Annotated in this window: 16 protein-coding genes and 1 pseudogene; 12 read left to right on the top strand and 5 right to left on the bottom strand. The window is 61.1% G+C overall.

Annotated elements, in window-relative coordinates; all coding sequences use genetic code 11:
* Window positions 1-132 precede the first annotated feature (132 nt).
* Window positions 133-450, top strand: a complete 318-nt coding sequence (locus HJB89_RS06690) for a YkgJ family cysteine cluster protein (RefSeq protein WP_207584737.1) — start codon at window positions 133-135, stop codon at window positions 448-450.
* Window positions 451-547: 97 nt separating this feature from the next.
* Here HJB89_RS06690 and HJB89_RS06685 read toward each other — a convergent pair whose 3' ends face one another.
* Window positions 548-1,117, bottom strand: a complete 570-nt coding sequence (locus HJB89_RS06685; RefSeq protein ID WP_207584738.1) for a nucleoside 2-deoxyribosyltransferase — start codon at window positions 1,115-1,117, stop codon at window positions 548-550.
* A gap of 185 nt (window positions 1,118-1,302) precedes the next feature.
* Here HJB89_RS06685 and HJB89_RS06680 point away from each other — a divergent pair, with 185 nt between their 5' ends.
* The 10 genes and pseudogenes from HJB89_RS06680 to HJB89_RS06635 all read left to right on the top strand — a co-directional run bounded on the left by HJB89_RS06680 (window position 1,303) and on the right by HJB89_RS06635 (window position 13,285).
* Window positions 1,303-1,611 (top strand): DUF982 domain-containing protein, encoded by a 309-nt coding sequence (locus tag HJB89_RS06680; RefSeq protein WP_311044368.1) that lies wholly within the window; start codon window positions 1,303-1,305, stop codon window positions 1,609-1,611.
* A 222-nt stretch (window positions 1,612-1,833) separates the two neighbouring features.
* Window positions 1,834-2,862 (top strand): substrate-binding domain-containing protein, encoded by a 1,029-nt coding sequence (locus HJB89_RS06675; RefSeq protein ID WP_221115067.1) that lies wholly within the window; start codon window positions 1,834-1,836, stop codon window positions 2,860-2,862.
* A gap of 170 nt (window positions 2,863-3,032) precedes the next feature.
* Complete coding sequence (locus HJB89_RS06670) at window positions 3,033-4,571, top strand: sugar ABC transporter ATP-binding protein (protein ID WP_221132568.1); 1,539 nt, start codon at window positions 3,033-3,035, stop codon at window positions 4,569-4,571.
* Window positions 4,572-4,599: 28 nt separating this feature from the next.
* Window positions 4,600-5,592, top strand: a complete 993-nt coding sequence (locus tag HJB89_RS06665) for an ABC transporter permease (protein WP_221149327.1) — start codon at window positions 4,600-4,602, stop codon at window positions 5,590-5,592.
* Between the two features lies 1 nt (window position 5,593).
* Window positions 5,594-6,598 carry a sugar-binding transcriptional regulator gene (locus HJB89_RS06660; RefSeq protein WP_221149322.1) on the top strand — a complete coding sequence of 335 codons (1,005 nt, stop codon included), beginning with the start codon at window positions 5,594-5,596 and terminating at the stop codon, window positions 6,596-6,598.
* Entirely contained in the window at window positions 6,595-7,587 is a 993-nt protein-coding gene (locus tag HJB89_RS06655; protein WP_221149319.1) for an aldo/keto reductase, read from the top strand. Before HJB89_RS06660 ends, HJB89_RS06655 begins: the two co-directional genes overlap by 4 nt.
* A 12-nt stretch (window positions 7,588-7,599) precedes the next feature.
* Entirely contained in the window at window positions 7,600-9,348 is a 1,749-nt protein-coding gene (locus HJB89_RS06650) for a glycerol-3-phosphate dehydrogenase/oxidase (RefSeq protein WP_221149317.1), read from the top strand.
* Window positions 9,321-10,166: a class I fructose-bisphosphate aldolase gene (locus HJB89_RS06645; RefSeq protein ID WP_259671976.1), complete on the top strand. Its 846-nt coding sequence runs from the start codon at window positions 9,321-9,323 to the stop codon at window positions 10,164-10,166. Before HJB89_RS06650 ends, HJB89_RS06645 begins: the two co-directional genes overlap by 28 nt.
* 28 nt (window positions 10,167-10,194) lie before the next feature.
* Window positions 10,195-11,724 (top strand): FGGY-family carbohydrate kinase, encoded by a 1,530-nt coding sequence (locus HJB89_RS06640; protein WP_221149315.1) that lies wholly within the window; start codon window positions 10,195-10,197, stop codon window positions 11,722-11,724.
* Between the two features lie 2 nt (window positions 11,725-11,726).
* Window positions 11,727-13,285: pseudogene (locus tag HJB89_RS06635) on the top strand (GMC family oxidoreductase).
* 178 nt (window positions 13,286-13,463) lie between these two features.
* Here the strand turns inward: HJB89_RS06635 and HJB89_RS06630 are convergent.
* Together HJB89_RS06630 and HJB89_RS06625 are read right to left on the bottom strand one after the other, a co-directional pair.
* Window positions 13,464-13,667, bottom strand: coding sequence for a cold-shock protein (locus tag HJB89_RS06630; protein ID WP_003572688.1), 204 nt, complete (start codon window positions 13,665-13,667; stop codon window positions 13,464-13,466).
* Between the two features lie 110 nt (window positions 13,668-13,777).
* Window positions 13,778-14,290 (bottom strand): hypothetical protein, encoded by a 513-nt coding sequence (locus HJB89_RS06625; protein ID WP_207585200.1) that lies wholly within the window; start codon window positions 14,288-14,290, stop codon window positions 13,778-13,780.
* 327 nt (window positions 14,291-14,617) lie between these two features.
* Here HJB89_RS06625 and HJB89_RS06620 point away from each other — a divergent pair, with 327 nt between their 5' ends.
* The gene (locus HJB89_RS06620; protein WP_207584746.1) at window positions 14,618-15,730 is read left to right on the top strand and encodes a hypothetical protein; all 1,113 of its coding nucleotides are present in this window, start codon (window positions 14,618-14,620) and stop codon (window positions 15,728-15,730) included.
* Window positions 15,731-15,818: 88 nt separating this feature from the next.
* On the opposite strand, the gene HJB89_RS06615 is transcribed toward HJB89_RS06620, so the two are convergent.
* Together HJB89_RS06615 and HJB89_RS06610 are read right to left on the bottom strand one after the other, a co-directional pair.
* Complete coding sequence (locus HJB89_RS06615; protein ID WP_207584747.1) at window positions 15,819-16,427, bottom strand: class I SAM-dependent methyltransferase; 609 nt, start codon at window positions 16,425-16,427, stop codon at window positions 15,819-15,821.
* 182 nt (window positions 16,428-16,609) lie between these two features.
* On the bottom strand, window positions 16,610-19,489 hold the full coding sequence (locus tag HJB89_RS06610) for an AAA family ATPase (RefSeq protein ID WP_221149313.1): 2,880 nt from the start codon (window positions 19,487-19,489) through the stop codon (window positions 16,610-16,612).
* Window positions 19,490-19,706 lie beyond the last annotated feature (217 nt).

The raw sequence follows: 19,706 nt of genomic DNA, 5'->3' as shown, positions 1-19,706 counted from the left end.
GAGTGCTTGATGGCCGTCGCGATTGCGGCGGCCATCGCCTTCAGCCGCAAGCGAGCGCGTCGTCCGATATCCCTTTCGAGTTCTGTTTCAAGCACTTTGCGTTAAGGGCGGGTGTCGTGGTAGGAGTTGGGTATGAACTCACTAAGCGATATAGATTGCCAAAGCTGCGGCGCGTGTTGCTCTTTTTCATCGGATTGGCCAAGATTTTCTACGGAAAGTGATGCTGCTCTCGATTTGCTGCCACCGCGCTTCGTTGCGGCAGATGAGACGGGAATGCGTTGTAGCGGGTCGCGTTGCTCTGCGTTGGCAGGTCGGGTCGGTTTTGAGACATCGTGCCTCGTTTACGATATTCGGCCTGTCGTTTGTCGCGAATGCGTTCCTGGAGATGATGCCTGCCTGATGGCGCGTGAAGCCTTCGGATTAACGCTGCCGCATCAGATCCTCGGGTAGGCCAGCGCTTGAACGGGAACCAAATTCATAGCTTTGCGCGGAAGATAAACGAATTCGGGCGATTTATCCTCGACCTCGAACGCCTGAACCAAGCATTTTAGCGCAGCTTTTCAACGGCGATGGCGAGACACGTCTTGAATGCGGCGAGGTCGGTATAGAGCGCATCCCGAGGCGCGTCTCCGACGATGAGGACGCCACCGCGCCGCTCGATCCCGGCGTGCAGCATGAGATTGTCGGCCAGGCCGAAATCCTCGACGGCAATCCCGTTCGGGTCTCGCAGTCGACCGTCGGCATCATAGGCGAGGGCCCCGCCGTAAAGATCGCTCACCCGTCCGCTGTGATCTCGGGCCACATTCGTGTAGGCGAATACCGGCTTACCACTTGCGCACATGAATCCGAGTTCGAAGGCCGTCCCGGTATCGGCGGCAATGCCACGAAAGGGCGTCAGATTGGCGATGATGGCGTCAGCCTCCATCATCATCTTTTCGTCCACCGCGTTTATTGCCGCTGCGCGCTCGCGCTTCGAGTTCGTGTGCGGGATTTCCAGATCACCGGGCGAGAGTGGGAAAAGTCCCGCCTCGCGCGCAAGCGCTGCCTTCCGGTCGAGCATTTCACGGGCGTTTGGAAGGAAGACCTCCGGACCGGCCAGATAAACTTTTTTTGTCATAGACGAATTGCACCTTAATGGGATGGGCTCGGAATACCTCCCTTGCTGTATAGCCAAGGAGGATCACAATCCAGTGGACGAGAACCGCCCGCGACGCGCAGCGTGTACCAATCAGATCGTTAGCCGATGGAATTGTTCCGTAGCGTGTTGGTCCGGTCGATGGCTCTTCATAGGACTAAAGCCCTATGCTGGAACGAGCCCGCGCAGATGACGTTCAGCCGATAGCTGAAGGAGCTGAAGAGATGTCGATGCGCCGCGATTTTTGGGACCAACCCGTTGAGGTCATCATTGGGGATGGCGACCACCTTAAGAGTATCCGCAGCAGCCGGGACGCGCTCGCATATCTCATGACCTGTTGGCCGCGTGAGAAAGCAGCCTCCTTCGCCGTCGCGAAGAGGATCTGCACGGACGCCGTTGACGGGCGGGCAGATCCATCCGCTGCCGCATTGGCATTCAAAGTTGCGGCTGAGGAAGCCGGCGTCCTTCACCGCTAGCCGTTCTTTGCGTCGAGGAAAAGCGATTGGGCACACAGTCGGACCTTCAGTGATTTCATGTGAAATATATTTCAGCGCGTGAATTTTATTGACAGCTCTCTATCGTTGGGATTACCTGCCCATACCGGACTTCGAGGAGGAACTCCGGTCTTCAATGGATCATCGGCAGCCGCTCAGGTGCCGCCGGATATTTGGGAGGGGCCTCGGCCTCGAGGAGGAAACTTGCGCAGATTTCTAAGCACGACCGCATTGGCGGTCCTCGCATCGACACTATTGGCTGGCGTGGCCAGCGCAGACACGGAAAATCCGTTCCGCTGCAAGCCGGGCGAAAAATACGTCATGAATGTGATGGTCTCGGGCGTCGAATATTGGTTTCCGGTCTATGAGATGTTCAAGCAAGCCGGTCAGCAGCTCGGTTGCGAGACGGCTTATACCGGCACGCCGGAATATGACGTCAACAAGCAGATTGCCACCTTCGACCAGGCGCTGGCCCAGAACCCGGCCGGTATCCTCGTTCATCCGATGAACTCCGACCCGTTTATCGAGCCGATCAACCGGGCTATCGATCAGGGCACGGCGGTCGTTACCTTCGCGGCCGATGCGCCGCTCTCCAAGCGCATTTCGTTCATCACATCGGATAATACCCGTGAGGGCACCTATGCGGCCGACGCGATTGCCGAAAAGATGGGTGGCAAGGGCGAATATGCCGTTCTCGAAAATCCGGGCCAGGACAACCACGACAAGCGTATTGCCGCCTTCATCGCCCGTATGGAGGAAAAATATCCGGATATGAAGCTGGTCGGCCGCGCTGCCTCCAACCAGGACCCGAACAAGGCCTATCAGGGCCTGATGAGCCTGGTGCAGGCACATCCGAACCTCGGCGCCGTCTTCATGCCGGAAGCGAATTCGGCGATCGGCGCTTCGCAGGCCAACAAGGAAAGCGGCGGCAAAATCCTGGTGATGTGCGCCGACGTCAACGCCAACATCCTCGACATGATCAAGGCGGGCGAAGTGTTCGGCTCGATCAACCCGAACCAAGGCATGCAGGGTTACATGGGCTTCATGCTCCTGTGGCTGGCCAAACATCCGGAACTCATCGACCCGATGAACGACGCCAAGCGCGCCAGCTTCAACCCGATGAGTATTCCATTCGTCGACAACGGCCTGTCGATCGTCACGGCCGATAATGCCGACGACTTCTACTGGGATAAGTACCTCAAACGGCGGGGCACCAAAGGCATCGATGAGTAAGCCCACTGCATAATTCCTGAAATCGGAATCGACTTAAGGACAAATTATGCAGCGGACCAAAGCGTTACAGCGACCTTTGCGCGTCTGAAACGACGCGCGGCGCAGTAGGTGCCGGCTGTCCGAGGCATGAATCCCCGGACAGCCATCGCGAGCGTGAAGAGGAGACGATGATGGCGTCCGTGCCGGTTCTGGAAATCCGCAATGTCAGCAAGCACTTCGGTGCGGTGAAGGCGTTGACGGAGGTGAGTTTCAGCCTGGAAAAAGGCGAGGTTCATGCGCTTTGCGGCGAAAACGGCGCGGGCAAGTCGACGCTGATGAACATCATTGCCGGCGTGCTGCAGCCGACCGAGGGGTACGTTCTTGTCGACGGCGCGCCGGTAAAAGTGACGTCGCCGACCGTGGCGCAATCGCTCGGGCTTGGCCTCGTGCATCAGGAAATCGCGCTCTGCCCCGATGCGACGGTGGCCGAGAACATGTTCATGGCCGCTACCAACCGCCGCCGCTCGCCTTTCATGAATTATGGCAAGCTGGCGCGGGATGCGCAGGTCGTGATGAACCGGCTGGCGCCGATCGACGTCCGCCGTAAAGTCGGCGACCTGTCGATTTCCAGCCAGCAGCTTGTCGAGATCGCCAAGGCACTGACGCTCGAATGCCGGGTGCTGATCTTCGACGAACCGACGGCAGCGCTGACGGAATCGGAGACGCAGATCCTGTTCGGGATCATCCGCGACCTCAGGGCGCAAGGTATTTCGATCATCTATATCAGCCACCGCATGGCCGAAATCTTCAGCCTGTGCGACCGGGTCACCGTGTTCCGCGATGGCCGCTATGTCTCGACGGAGAAGGTGGTGGATTTGACGCCGGATGATGTGGTGCGTCGCATGGTTGGACGCGAGATCACCCAACTCTATCCGGAAAAGCAGGCGCCGGCGGAGCGGACCGACGAGATCATTCTAAGCGTCAGCGATCTCGGCGACGGCAGCCGCTTCACGGATGTGAGCTTCGAACTGCGCAAGGGCGAAATTCTTGGTGTCGGCGGGTTGATCGGCTCCGGCCGCACCGAGATCGCCGAAGGTATTTGCGGATTGCGGCCGGTGATTGCCGGCGAGGTTGAACTGCATGGGCAGCGGCTGCAGACGCGGTCCTATGCGCAGGCCGCGCAGGCAGGCGTCGTTTACCTGTCGGAAGACCGGAAAGGCTCCGGCATATTCCTCGATCTTTCCATCGCCCAGAACATTGCCGTTCTCGATCTGAAATCACTGACCGGACCGCTTGGGCTGTTGAATTCCAAAGCCGAGGCGGATCGAGCCCGCGACCTGGTCCGCCGGCTCGGCGTGCGGATGGGTGGCATCGACATGCCGATGTCGTCGCTGTCGGGCGGAAACCAGCAGAAGGTGGCGATTGCCAAGCAACTGGCGGTTAACCCCAAGGTCATCCTGATGGACGAGCCGACCCGCGGCATCGATGTCGGCGCCAAATCGGAAATTCACCGGCTGCTGCGCGATCTCGCACGCTCCGGCATCGGCATCGTCGTCATCTCGTCGGAACTGCCGGAGCTTCTCGGCCTGTGCGACCGGGTGCTGGTCATCCACGAAGGCAGGGTTGCAGGCGAAGTCGAGGGCGAGGCGATGACGGAAGAGGCGATCATGCGGTTGGCGTCGGGGATCGGCGGTCACGATAGTTCAAGGGCATCAGAGCATGCCGCATAGAGAAAAAGCAGGGGCAGGAGACAAGGTCATGGCGGACGCAACGTTGGCAACGGCACATCAGCCACGCGCGCCCGGCTGGAAACGGCTGGGGACAATGCGCGAGGCGGGACTGATCGCGATCATCCTGGCGCTCTGCATCGTCATGAGCATTGCCTCGCCGCATTTTCTGACGCTCGGCAATTTTCGGGCGATGCTGATGTCGTTCTCGGTGGAAGGGATCGTCGTCGTCGGAATGACCATCCTGTTGATTGTCGGCGGCATTGACCTGTCGGTCGGCTCGGTCGTCTGCTTCTCGATGGTGCTGTCTGGCTCGCTGTTCCTGATCGGGCTCGATCCGTGGAGCGCATCCCTGATCGGGATCATTGCCAGCGGCCTGATCGGCTGTGTCATGGGCTTCTTCGTCACGGTCGTCGGGCTCAACCACTTCATCACCTCGCTTGCGGCCATGGTCATCGTGCGCGGCATCTGCCTGATCATTACCAAGGGCACGCCGCTGTCGCTGTTCACCTTGCCGCCCTCGTTCAAGGCGGTCGGGCAGGGCACGTTCTTCGGTGTCCCCTATGTGATCCTGATCTTCGTTGCCGTCGTCGCGCTGTTCGATTTCCTGCTGCGCCGGGCGACCGCCTTCCGCAAGGTGTTCTACACCGGCAGCAACGAGAAGGCGGCGCTCTATTCCGGCATCAAGACCAACCAGGTGAAGTTCTGGGTGACGGTGCTCTGCGCCACGCTGTCCGGTGTTGCCGGGGTGATCTACATGTCCCGCTTCGGCGCCGCGACCCCGACCTTCGGCGTCGGCATGGAACTCAACATCATCGCCGCCGCGGTGATTGGCGGTGCATCGCTGAATGGCGGCTCCGGCACCATCCTCGGGGCAATTCTCGGTATTGCCCTGCTGTCGGTCGTCACAAGCTCGTTGATCTTGCTCGACGTGTCCGTCTATTGGCAAGACATGATCAAAGGCTGCATTCTGCTTGCCGCCGTCTCGATCGACCATTTCCTGCACAAGCGGAAGGCTGCCTGATATGCCGATAGCCAAACTCAGACCCGCAAACGCGCCGCGCGAGGAAATCGTCATCGCCCGGCAGATGCACCAGGCTCTGGTGCTGCATTTTCTCGAAGGACTGACGCAGGCGCAAATTGCCGATCAGCTCGGCATCTCGCACGCCACCGTCAACCGCCTGATCAAGCGCGGCCGCCAGCTCGGCCTGGTCGAGATCAAGATCAAGTCGCCGGTCGAGCCGCTGGTTGATATGGAAGAACGGCTGCTGGCGCTTGGCGGCATCGGTCGTGCGGTGGTGGTGCCGACAGTGTCCGACAATCCGCAGACGGCGCTGCAAGCTGTCGGCGAAGCGGCAGCGCGGTTGCTGGTGGAAGAGATCGTCGACGGCGATACGATCTGCATTACCGGCGGCAAAGGGGTGAGCGCCGTCGTCGCCGGTCTGCAGCCGCCGCGTCGTTTCGACATCGAAGTCATTCCGGCAACCGGGTGCGTGCAGGGTAAGCACTACACCGACGTCAACCATGTCTCGACCTTGATGGCCGACCGGCTTGGAGGACGTTCCTATCAGATCCACGCACCGCTCTTTGCCGACGATGCCGAGCAGCGGGCGATGCTGATCAACATGCGCTCCGTCGCAGACGTTTTCAAACGGGCGCGCGAGGCGAAGGTGGCGGTGGTCGGCATCGGTTCGATCCTGTCGGACGATTCCAGCTATTACGACCTGCATCCCTCCACAAGCACCGACCGCGCCGCGATCGAGCGGTCCGGCGCCTCCTGCGAATTGCTGGCGCATCTGCTCGATGATCATGGCCGGGTCTGCGACTACAGCCTCAACCGTTCGCTGGTGTCGTTGACGCTGGCGGAATTCGCCTCGATCCCCACCAAGATCGGTGTGGCGAGCGGGCCGAACAAGGCAGGCCCGATCCTCAGCGTTCTCAGGGGCAATCATCTGGATACGCTGGTGACCGATGAGGCGACGGGTGCGCAGGTGCTGGCACTGGCGAATGGCGAAGGAAAATGGGCATGAGCGGACAGCAATTGACACGCGAGATCGGCAAATCCGGCGTTTCCGCCTCGGCGGTTGGGCTGGGCACCTGGGCGATCGGCGGCTGGATGTGGGGCGGGACTGACGAGAAAGAATCGATTGCCGCGATCCAGGCATCGCTCGATACCGGCGTGACCCTGATCGACACGGCGCCGGCCTATGGGCTTGGACGGTCCGAGGAAATCGTCGGCAGGGCCTTGACCGGTCGCCGCGACAAGGCCGTCATCGCCACCAAATGCGGCCTTGTCTGGCACACCCAGAAGGGCCGTCATTTCTTCGATCAGGACGGCAAACCGGTCCACCGTTATCTCGGCCGAGATGCGATCCTGCACGAGGTCGAGGAAAGCCTGAGGCGGCTCGGAACCGACTATATCGACCTCTACATCACCCATTGGCAGGACCCGACGACAGCGGTCGAAGAAACGATGCGGGCGATGGAAGATCTGCGCACCGCGGGCAAGATCCGGGCGATCGGGGCAAGCAATGTCAGCCGCGACGACCTCAATGCCTATATCGATGCCGGTGGTCTGGATGCCATCCAGGAGCGGTTCAGCATGATCGACCGCGAGATCGAGGCGGAGCTTCTGCCGCTGACCAAGGTGAACGGGATAGCGACACTGAGCTATTCGTCGCTGGCGCTGGGGTTGCTGTCCGGGACCATCGGTCCGCACCGTGTGTTCTCAGGCGATGACCAGCGCAAGGATAACCCGCGCTTTTCGGTCGCCAACCGCCAGAAGGCAATGGCGTTGGCCGACGCCATCCGGCCGGTCGCCGAAAAACACGGCGCCAGCATCGCCCAGACCGTGATTGCCTGGACGCTGGCGCAGCCCGGCGTCACCTTTGCGCTCTGCGGGGCGCGCAATCCGGCACAGGCCGTCGACAATGCCCGAGCCGGCACCATCCGGCTGGATGAGGCCGATCGCGCGGCGATCGATGCGGCCATTGCGGCGAAACTGACTGATATGAGATAGCGGATCGCCATCATGAAACGTGAAGAGAACTTGGACGGGCTTCGCCAGAGCCCGAAGGTGGACGTGTGTATCATCGGCGGCGGCATCAACGGCATCAGCGTCTTTCGGGAGCTGGCGCTGCAGGGGCTGAATGTGCTGCTCGTCGAAAAGCACGATTATTGCTCCGGTGCCAGTTCGGCGTTGTCCCGCATGGTGCATGGCGGGCTTCGCTATCTTGAAAACGGTGAATTCAAGCTGGTGCAGGAATCGCTGGTCGAGCGCGACCGGCTGTTGCGCAACGCGCCGCATTACGTCGCGCCGCTGCCGACGACGGTGCCGGTGTTCGACATCTTTTCCGGCCTCGGCAATGGCATCGTCCGCTTCCTGGGCCTCAGCCGCCGCCCGAGCCGCCGTGGCGCCGTCGCCATCAAGGCTGGCCTGAGCATCTATGATTTCCTGACGCGCAAGCGGGCGCTGATGCCGCGCCACAAGTTTCGCGGCCGGCGCACGACGCTTGCCAAGTGGCCGGCGCTCAATCCCGCCATCAAGAGTTCAGCCACCTATTTCGACGCCTGGGTCAGCCATCCGGAGCGGCTGGGCATCGAGCTTCTGCAGGATGGTCTTTTAGCCACGTCCGGTGTCATGGCGCTGAACTATGCTGAACTGCGGCGGACCGAAAATGGTCAGTATCACGTCGAGGACCAGATAGGCGGCGCGTCGGTTGCCGTCGAACCGGCGCTGATCATCAACGCCACCGGCGGCTGGATCGACATCGCCAATCAAACCCTGTTTTCGCCGGAAGCACAGCCGGGACCACTGATGGGCGGCACCAAAGGCTCGCACCTGATCATCGACAATGCGGAGCTGCGCGACGCACTTGCCGATCACATGATCTATTACGAGAACGAGGACGGGCGGATCTGTATCCTGTTTCCCTATCTCGGAAAGGTTCTCGTCGGCTCCACCGACATCCGCGTCGATGATCCGGAAACGGTGCGCTGCGAGACGGACGAGCGGGATTACATCCTGCAATCGCTCGCCTTCGTGCTGCCTGATATCACCATCCGTCCGGAGCAGATCGTTTTTCAGTTTTCCGGCGTGCGGCCGCTGCCGGCCAGTACTGACAGTTTTACCGGACGCATCCCGCGCGATCATTTCTGCACCGTGCTGGAGCCGTCCGAGGGCGGGCCGCCGGTGCTCTGCATGATCGGCGGCAAGTGGACGACATTCCGGTCTTTTGGGGAATTGGCGGCCGACATGGCTCTGGAAAGGCTCGGCAGAAGGCGCCGGGCTGCGACAACCGATCGGCCAATCGGCGGCGGGCGGGCATTTCCCGCCGACACGTCCGTCTGGCTTTCGCAGGTGGCGTCCGGCAAAGGCTTTTCCGGCGGGCGTATGGCTGAACTGTTTGCCCGGTACGGCACGGATGCCGAGGCGATTGCCGGTTTTATCGCGGCAGGCCCGGATGCAGCCCTGCCGCACGCAAGCTATTCGGTGCGCGAATTGCAGGTGCTGATCCGCGATGAGGCGGTGGAACATCTCGACGACCTGCTTTTGCGGCGCACCACGCTTGCCGTTTCGGGCGAGCTTTCGCTCGACATGACCGATGCCGTCCTCGACCTGCTGGCGCAGGAAAAGCGCTGGACGCCGGGCCATCGCGCCAGTGAGCGCCACCGCTTTCTCACCCTTCTCAACGAACGCCACGGCGTCGGCGAAGACATGCTTTCCGCAAGGAACGAACCAAGGAGCACAGAATGCGACACAACAGCAAAGTCCGGATGAACCGGCTGTTCGGCGGCGGCCGCTGCCTCGACGTGGCGATCGATCACGGCGTTTGCAATGAGCCATCCTTCCTCGACGGGCTGGAGGATATTCAGGCCGTCGTCAACGCCTTGGTCGCTGCCGGGCCGGATGCGATCCAGATGAATTACGGCCAGGCGGACCTGCTGCAGGACGTGCCCGGCAAGGACAAGCCGTCGCTGGTCATACGCATCGACATGGGCAATCCCTATAACCGAATTCGCCACCGCGACATGTGGGCGGTACTGCAGAACGAGGCCGAGCCATTGATCGGCGCGATCGAAATGGATGCAGCCTGCGTCGTCGTCAACCTGTTCATGCTGCCGGACGAGCCGGACCTGTTCCGCCAGTGCGTTGAGAATATTTCGCGCGTGCGGGCCGATTGCGACAAATATGGCATGCCGCTGATGATCGAGCCGCTGGTGATGCAGCCGGTCACCGAAAAGGGTGGTTATATGGTCGATGGCGATGCGGACAAGATCGTTACGTTGACCCGGCTCGCCCGTGAGATGGGTGCCGATGTCGTCAAGGCGGACCCAACCACCCATGCCGAGGATTTCCACAGGGTGGTGGAGGCAGCCCGGTGCCCGGTTCTCGTCCGCGGCGGCGGCAAGGAAGATCTTCGTGCCGTTTTCGACAAATCGGCGGCCTTGATGCGACAGGGTGCTGTGGGCATGGTTTATGGGCGCAACATCTATCAGCACGCCAATCCGAGCGCCGTGGTGCGCGGGCTGATGGCGATCGTCCACGAGGATGCGAGCGGCGAACAGGCCTTTGCGCTCTATCAGCAGGCTGAATAGCGATTTCGAACCTTGGGAGGGGTTCTGCATGGGAGACTATCTTTTGGGGCTCGACGCCGGAAATACCGTAATCAAGGCGGTGATTTTCGACCGGCATGGCAACGAAATCGCGGCTGCTTCCGAAGAGGGGCACAGCCGCATGCCGAGCCCGGGGCATGTCGAGCGGGGGCTGGACGAACTCTGGACGAATGCACGGCAGGTCATCCGCGCCTGCATCGAAAAGGCGAAGATCCAGCCGGAGGAAATCGCCGCAATCGGTTGCGCCGGACATGGCAACGGCCTCTATGCGCTTGATCGCGACGGCGCTCCGCTGCTCGGCATCCAGTCGCTCGACACGCGGGCGGCCGGGCTGGTCGATGAATGGCGAGAGGCTGGCGTTGGTGAGCGGACCTATCCGATTGCCCGCCAGCGTCCGTGGCCATCCCAGACGCCGACATTGCTTGCCTGGCTTAAGCGTCGCCGGCCGGACCTGTTCGACTGCATCGGTACGGTGTTCTTCTCCAAGGATTTTATCGTCAATCGGCTGACCGGCCGCCGCGTCAGCGAGGTGTCCGACATGTCGGGGGCGGGCTTGCTCGATCTTGCCGCGCGCCGCTACGACAGGGCGTTGATGGAGGCCTATGGACTGGGCGATTGCATGGACCTCTTGCCGCCGCTCATCGAAAGCGCCGACATTGCCGGCACGGTCACGGAAGAGGTGGCGACGCAGACCGGGCTGGCTGCCGGCACGCCGGTGGTCGGCGGGCTGTTCGACGTAGTCGCCTCGGCGCTCGGCTCGGGCGTTTCGTGCACCGGCAGTGCCTCGATCATTGCCGGCACCTGGAGCATCAACCAGGTCATCATCGACGGTCCCGACCTCGACGGGCCGGTGTTCATGTCCTCGACCTTCGATCGCACTCGCTACATGGCGATGGAGAACAGCGCCACCTCGGCTGCCAATCTCGAATGGCTGGTGCGGGAGTTCTTCGAAGGCGAGCATGCGGAAGGCGTTTCCCCTTTCGATGCCTGCTGCGCGCTGGCTGCGGTGATCAAGCCCGCCGCAGACGACCCGCTCTATCATCCCTATCTCTACGGCGCCCAGCAGGACGGCCACGCACGCGCCGGCCTCTACGGTCTTGCCGGTTGGCACACCAAGGGGCATCTGGTTCGCGCGCTTCTCGAAGGTGTCGCCTTCGGCCATCGCCAGCATATCGAGGCGATCCGAAAGGCCGGCGCTGATTTCAACGAAGCCGTGCTGTCCGGCGGCGGCTCGCGCAGCCTGATCTGGCCGCAGATCTTTGCCGATGTGCTCGGCGTTCCCGTCACCGTTGCCCGCTCGCGCGAAACCGGTGCGCTGGGGGCGGCGATTGCGGCGGGAACCGGCGTCGGAATCTTCGCGGACTTCGGCACTGGTGCTGCGGCGATGGTCCAGACCGAGCGGCATTATCGTCCGGATATCTCGCTTGAGGCACATTATGCGCGGCGCTACGCGCTCTATCAGGATATTGCCGAAGCGATGGCACCGCTCTGGCGGCGTCTGACGGCAGTCGCGCCGGCGGCAGCGGGAGTGGCGGCGTGAACATGCGTGTGAATGATGCCGCCATTGATGCGGGAAGCTACGACTACATCATCGTCGGCGCGGGATCGGCGGGATGCGTTCCAACCGGCTGTCGACCGATCCGAAAACCCGCGTCCTGCTGCTCGAAGCCGGCGGCAGCGATCGGTATCATTGGGTGCATGTGCCGATCGGCTATCTCTACTGCATGGGCAATCCCCGCACCGATTGGATGATGACGACGGCGGCGGAAGCCGGACTGAACGGCCGGTCGCTGCCCTATCCGCGTGGAAAAGTCTTGGGCGGCTGCTCGTCGATCAACGGCATGATCTACATGCGCGGGCAAGCGGCCGATTACGACGGCTGGCGGCAGGCGGGTAATTCCGGTTGGGGCTGGGACGACGTGCTGCCCCATTTCCTGAAATCCGAGGACAACTATCGTGGCAAGTCGTGCATGCACGGGGCGGGCGGCGAATGGCGGGTGGAAAGGCAACGGCTCTCCTGGCCGATCCTCGATGCCTTTCGCGATGCGGCCGAAGAACTCGGCGTTCCCAAAACCGACGATTTCAACAATGGCGATAATGAGGGCTCAGGCTATTTCGAGGTCAATCAGCGCGGCGGCCTGCGCTGGAACACCACCAAGGCCTTTCTGCGCCCGGCGATGAAGCGGGCCAATCTGCGTGTGCTGACCAGCGCCGAAACCGAACGACTGGAATTCGACGGCAGGATGGTGACCGGCGTGCGGTTCCGGCTCAACGGGCAAACTCATCTGGCTCGCGCCGGTCGCGAGGTCATTCTGTCTGCCGGTGCGATCAATTCGCCGAAAATCCTGGAGCTTTCCGGGGTTGGCCGCCCGGATGTGTTGTCCGCTGCCGGACTTGATGTCACCCATGAACTTCCGGGCGTCGGCGAAAACCTGCAGGACCACCTACAGATTCGCACGATTTTCCGCATCGAGGGCGCAAAGACGCTGAACCAGCTCTATCACAACCTGTTCACCCGGGCCGGGATGGGGCTTGAATATATGCTGCGCCGGTCCGGTCCGACCGCCGATCTCGAATATCACGTGCAGCCCTTGAGCACCGACCGGCTGGGCGAGCCGCTGCACACATATCCCGCCGTCACCGTTTCGGTCTGCAATCTGCGGCCGGAAAGCCGAGGCACCGTGCATGTTGGCGGCCCGGACCTTTCCGTGGCACCGGAAATCCGCCCGAATTATCTTTCGACCGTCGGCGACCGGATCGTTGCAACAAAATCGATTCGGCATGCCCGCCGGCTGATGGAGGCCGGGGCCATCGCCAAGTACCGGCCACAGGAAATGCTGCCGGGCGCGGAATACCAAAGTGACGAGGATCTGATTCGTCGCGTCGGCGATATCGCCACCACGATCTTCCATCCGGTCGGCACCTGTAAGATGGGCAGCGACACGATGGCGGTCGTCGATTCACAATTGCAGGTGCATGGGCTGGCGAAGCTGCGGGTCGTCGATGCATCGATCATGCCGACGATCGTCTCGGGCAATACCAACTCGCCGGTGATCATGATTGCCGAGAAGGCCGCCGAGAGTATCCTGTCAGGGCAATAACTCTTGGGATTGCCTGAAGTGAATGCGTGAAACGCCTTGCCGTCCCGGTACCCCAAAACGACACGCGCAACGCTTGGTTACCGTCGTGACAGCCTATCGCGCTAAGGCATTCTTGCCTGCGGACTGCGACGAGGAGCCCAACCCGCTTAACGCGGGCTGGGCAATCTTCGACTTTCGATCAGAGGGTTGAGACGTTCTCAGCCTTTGATTTTCCGGTCTTGCGATCCTGTCCGACGTCAAAGCTGACCTTGTCGCCTTCGCGGAGCGAGCCGCCGCGCTGCAGCGCAGACACGTGCACGAACACGTCTTGTCCGCCATCCTCAGGGGTAATGAAGCCGAAGCCCTTGTCGTCATTGAAGAATTTAACCGTACCTGTCGGCATGAGATAACTATTCCTTGTGTCATTCGTCGATTTGCGAAAGCGAAACTATACCGCCGACGCTTCTCTATCAACCTTCATGCCGTTGACGCAATTCAAAAGCAACGAAGGCACTAGCTTCGTTGAAGGTCAATCAGGCTCGTGACAACCGATCGACCTGTGGCGGGGTCGGTATCGACGGTCGTAAGACGCATGCCCGACGCACCGATCTTTTTGATCGTCATCTGCGCACGTCGATCGCCATTTACCTCCTTGGCCCACTTTATCGCGAGGTTTATGGCATCGCCGTTGCGCTTGCCGCCAAGACCCGCGGTGCCGGTTCCCGCCCCGACATAGGAGCCGGTGTAGCTGTCACCGCTCGTCTTGAGATTGGCGCTGATGATGCGGGAAAAGATCATGAGGCTGGTGCAGCGCCCATTGAGTGCGAGGGAATTCGTGTTTGTGTCCGACTTGAAGCGGCACGTGACTTTGAGAGTGGGTGCATTTGTCCGCACTTTCACCGTCCCTTTACCGCTCCAACTTCCCGCAAGTGTTTTTAGGAAGGCTGATTCGTCGGCATGGGCACCGCCGGCCATGACCCCCGACCCGGTCGCAATGGCGACGGAGCATGCAATGACCTGGATCATGTGAGTAATTTTTGGCCCACGGGACATCAGCATCACGACGCTTAGCAAATCGAGGAGAAGGGTCGTCATATAATCGCTCGGCGGTGATTTGGTTCCGTATGGGAAGCATTCAGGCTTGCAACTCACTCCTCTTGCGACGGTGGTGTCATGCGCGCGTGCGTATCAACAGGATCGACGTAGGAATGCTGCCCAAGCGTGCATAAAGGGATTGCGAATCCTTCGCATCAAGTTGTAGATCGGGATTATGCAAGCCGATCAGAATGACGCCAACTCCGCTGCTCGTCATCGGTTGCTGTCTGAAGCTTTACCGGCGCGCGGCGCTGTCACATGAGGGGTCCAACGCCATTGTCTTCGCTTGTACTCCCCAGTCGCCCGCTTTCATTGGCGCGCAACGTCATCTCCACGCCGAACGCCTACTTCTGGTCAACGCCCATTATCCTGGCGTTGGCTGTCTTTCTATTCGTCTCGGAAGCACCGGGCGTGATCCGCGATTTCCAGATCAGCCAGAACCCTTTGGTACTCGAAGATGGTGACGTGCAAAACGGGAAATGCACGACACGCAAGGCAGTCTTCACCGACTGCGAGGCACGCCTTGTCTACAGCTACGGTGGACGAAACTACGACACCGAGGTCGAGGTCATGTTCGTCGATTTCCATACCGGCGATTATGAAACCGGTCTTGTGATTTCCGCCGATCATCCGGAACTCGCGACGATGAGTCTCGGTCTAGACATGCTCTGGAACAGGATTATCACCCTCACTCTGTTTGTGGTCCTGCTTGGCGCCATGAGCCTGGGGATGATTTTTCTCGGTATCCGCATTTGGCGGGTCAAGGGGCAATTGCGCCGGCCCGCCAGGCTGATCCCGGTCCCGGTCGAGATCAGCGCATTCGACCGAAAACGCGGCGTCCTTTCCATCACCTACAATGACAAGATTGCCGCCGACAAAACAGGGCGTTCGGCTTACACGCGGATGAAGAGCGGACAGGAACCGCTGATCGTCGGTGAAGCCAATGGCAAGGCGATCGGACTGGCTGTCCGGCACGGCAATACAGCCCTGCCAGTGCTTCTGGACGATCGTCTGCAGCGGGTCGAGCTCACGGATGCCGAGCGCACCGCGGCTCTTGCACCCTTAGCGCATAAGCAAGCAAGCGATCAGGGTGTGCCGGTGCTGATTGAAGAAGCCAAAAGAACGGTATCGATATGGAAGCGGCTGCAGTTTTTCTTCGGTGTGTTGCTTCTGATGGTCGTCGGTGTGGTCGGCTTCTGGCTTTGGTATGTCACAACCTCCTCGACGCAATTCCAATCGCCTGGAATGGACATCAACAATCTCATGCCGGCGCCGTTAAACGCGTGGGGATGCGAGCAACTAAAGAAGCGGTTTGGTCAGGATCGCGCGCCGTTCGGTTGCGTCGCCGCCGATTACACGAGCTGGAAATGAAAACGGCCTGCGCAGCCGACGCCTATCGTTTGATAAGGAACGCCTGATAGCAGCCTTTGCATCGCGAAGCGCACGAAATCGCTGCGCGTCATCCGGGTTTCCGTGCGTAAAATGTGTTCCACGCTTCGTTGTTACGACCCAAGCGGTATGCGTCCCATTCAAGATCCATGCCGGCGGCCTTGATGCACAGCGCGAAGTCGTCCCGGCGCCAGTAGGTCATATGGTAGGCACCGCTCGTCTCCCCGTCGCCATCACGCATCGTCACCAGGAAGACGCCTCCGGGGCGTAGCGCTGCGACGATCTTTTCAAGGACTTGGCCGGTCTGGTCGCGAGGCACATGGATGAGGACACAGAGAGCGATCACAGCGTCATAGGGGCCGCCGAGGTCGTCGGTGATGACGTTGAGGAACTCGCCCTGCTTGCCGCGCGCCGCCTGCAGTTCGAGAAAGCGTTGCGTGGCATCGGTTCGCCTTACCAAAACGCCCTGGGTCTCAAGGAAATCCGCATCCCATCCGGGGCCGGAGCCAATCTCAAGGATCCGGCCTACTTTGCCGGCGGCGACGGCGACTTGACGCAACGCCGTCTCCAGGCTGGGTGAGGGAAACGGATCAACGATGCGACTATAATCATCCGCACAATCTTCATAGGAATCGATCGTGCGTTGCGTGCCGGCCAAAGTGGCGGAAGAAGTGGGCATTTTGACCTCCGAATGATGGAATACTAACGCCGCTCAGCGCTTCGTATCACCATGCTCAGCGTAAGGCCGCGCACGCACATCAGGCAAAATGCCTAGGCAACGAAAGAATTGAATGCGATGCCGACCTCGTGAGAGCGGCCAATCAGGAGGGTTCAGCCAGGCAATCTCCTGGAAGCTAACATTTAGGCGGGATCAACCATCCGCAGCCGGTGCGCCATCGCGGCTGCAGCGCCGCGGCTGGGGACGGAGAGTTTGCTCAGGATGTTGGAGACATGAACGCTCGCCGTTTTCGAAGAAATGAACAGATTGTCGGCGATCTCGCGATTGCTTTGTCCTGCAGCGACAAGCCGGAGCACCTCGAATTCCCGGTCCGTCAGGCCAAGCGGTGCCTTCGGCATACCGCCGTCCGTCCCACCTCGAAGATCAATACGAGCCTTTGCGGCCAGCGTCTCGATCTGATCGCAGAGGAGGCGGGCGCCGATCGAATGGGCAAGATCAGCACCTTGCCGTAAATGACCCGCACCCCTGGCGCGCTTGCCGGCATTCACCGCAGCGCCACCGGCCTGCATAAGGGCATAGGCCTGCCGAAAGGGCTGGCTCAAATCAGCCCAGTTTTGGGCAAGCGCTTCCCAGCCATCGAGGTCGGACCCCGCGGTGCGCGACATCTCGGCCGAAATGCCCAGCCTCTCGGCCTCCTCCACTATGTTGCGGCACGGCGACCGAGCGGCAAGGTCCGCGAGCTGCCGGGCGGCATCTTTCTGACTCGTATCGACGGCAACACGCATGGCCGAGGCCAGCAGCGGCCATGAGACGCTTCCTTGCTTCTCGATATGGGTCGAAGCGGATCTTATCAGTATCGCAGACTGATCCGTATCGCCCGCCAGCGCGCAGCTTTCGATATCGAATCTCAGAAGATTGGCCGCCATGCGGCTCGCAACCTGAGGACCCGGTGGCAGAGCGCGCAAGGAGCTTGCGGCTGCGGCAATTCGATCCGAATCCCCTAACACCAGGGCAATCTCCGCCTGGCATTCGAAAACATGAACAAGCCCAAGCGGCAGCGGATCCAATGCCGCCATCCGTTCGCACGTCTCAATGGCTTCGGAAACGCGGCCGACGGCGAGCAAGGCGCGGCACAAAGGCGAACCCACGATCGCCCCGATATACCGGGCCTGACCGAACTCGACGGTCCGCGCAAAGATCGCCGGTCCGACTTCGATGACCTCAGCGTATTTTCCTGTCGCAAACAGGGCTTGAAGGAGGGAGGCACCCGCCAGCACCTCGACCCGGCCGATGGAGGCTTGCTCGGCGCGCTTGGCCACGCTCCAATGGGCGTCGATGCGGGAACTGTCCGATGCCATGTCCACAGAGGCCGCGACGATCAGCGCCTCGATACGGTACTCCTCGTCATCGAGCCTCTCCGACAGATCCTTCAGTTCGTCGCCTAAGCGCCTGGCGCGATCGAACTCTCCCCGCAATATCAGCGCCCGGGAAAACTGCCCCAGTCCGTCCGCGCGCAGCCTTGTGGGATCGAGCGCATGATCGAGCGCTCGTTCCAGATCGGCGATTTCGCCTGGGATAAGCGTGTGCTGACGCATCACCGCGCGCTGCAGCAGAAGGGCTGCCAGCTGCGTGCCGTCGCGCTCGGCATCCACCTCGGCGAGTGCGCGTTCGACAAAAGCCAGTCCCTGTTCCGCTTCCGCTGCCCAGCAGGCGGCATCGGCAGCCAGTTCCAGCACCCTGCAGGGATCCGCGCCGATCAAGTCGGCCGCATTATCGACGTCGGGCCACGCCGCCAGCACGAGCTTCAGCATCTCCATCTGGTCCGCATAGGCGAAAGTCGCGGCGCCTTCTGCAGCCGATTGCCAGGCCCACCGCAGGCAATGTTCGGCTTCGCCGGCACCGTGCCAGTGGCGGGCGAGCGCAACGGCATGCCAAACCCGGTAGCTTGGAACCGGACCGCGTTCGAGCACTTCGGCATAGGCGCGATGAATGGCCATCCTCTCGCCGGCAATCAGGTCGCCTCGCACCGCTTTGTGGATAAGGGCGTGGCGGAACGCATATCCGTCGCCATCGGGCACCAGGATCCCGGCCGAAATCGCAGGGCGCAGCAAATCTGCCAGTTCAAGGTCGGACTTATCCGCCACGCTGCGAAGAAGCCCATGGGCGATATGCGGGCCGCCGAGCGCCGCCACCTTCAACAGCTCGGCCGTGGACGCCGGCAAATCCCTGACGGCTTTGAGCAGGTAGTCGATGAGCGAGCCGGGAAAATCCGTACGCAAGCCTCCGCTTGCATCGATGAGGGCCTCGGTGAAAAGCGGTATCCCGCAGCACCGCGTATGAACCTCATTGATGACAGCAGGTGTTGGCGGGCGCCCGAGCAGCCCTTTGAGTTGTGCTGCGACCTCCGCCCGCGTGAGGCGGGGAAGCTTCAACACCTCGGCACCCTCGGAAAGGGAGAGGTCGGCAATAGTCGTCCGCAGTGCGTTGCTGCCGCTGGTCTCCTCGGGTCGATAGGTGACGATCAGCATCAGCCGAATTTTCCTCAGCCGCGCCGCGAGGAAGCGAAGCAGATCGCACGTGGTCTGGTCGGCCCAGTGTATATCCTCGACGACCAGGACGAGCGGCATTTCTCGTGCAAGCTCTTCGAACAATTTTCGCAGCGCTTCGAACAGCCGTGCTCTTGCGATGCCCGCATCATACCTTTCGGAGGTCTCGCCGAATTCGGGAAGAAGCCATGCCAACTCACGGGCACCCTCGGCGCCGACAAGCGACCGCGCTGATGGCGCGCCGCGCAGCTGAACCAGTTCATGGAGCACAGCCGTCACAGGCGCATAGGGCAATGCTGATTCCCGCTGCTCGATGCAGCCGCCTTTCAGGAACAGGGCACGGCCGGACAGTCGGTCGGCAAACTCTTCAACCAGCCGGCTCTTGCCGCCGCCGGCTTCTGCCCCGAGAAGAAAGGAACGTTGCCGCCCGCCGGAGACATCCCGGAACGCGGCTTCCATCGCATCGAGTTCTGCTGCGCGGCCAGAGAACAGAGATCGTCTATGAGATGTCGGCACAAAATCCTCCGGTACGTGCGGTTTGAGATTAGCAGAGATGGAGACGTAGTCATCCCATGTGCGGCGAACATCGGCCGAGGAGCGATGTGCCGATTTCGGACACCGGCGATCTCCATCGACGCGCAGCTGTTCAATTTTCCACGGGTGGAAGGGGATTTGGTGTCAGTGCCGCCGCTGTTGCTCCCGAGTGTTTTTGACCTGTCCTACTGAAAATGCC

Source organism: Rhizobium sp. NZLR8, assembly GCF_019685025.1.
In the GTDB taxonomy this organism is placed as follows: Bacteria; Pseudomonadota; Alphaproteobacteria; order Rhizobiales; family Rhizobiaceae; genus Rhizobium.
This window is presented reverse-complemented; position numbering and strand designations above follow the sequence as displayed.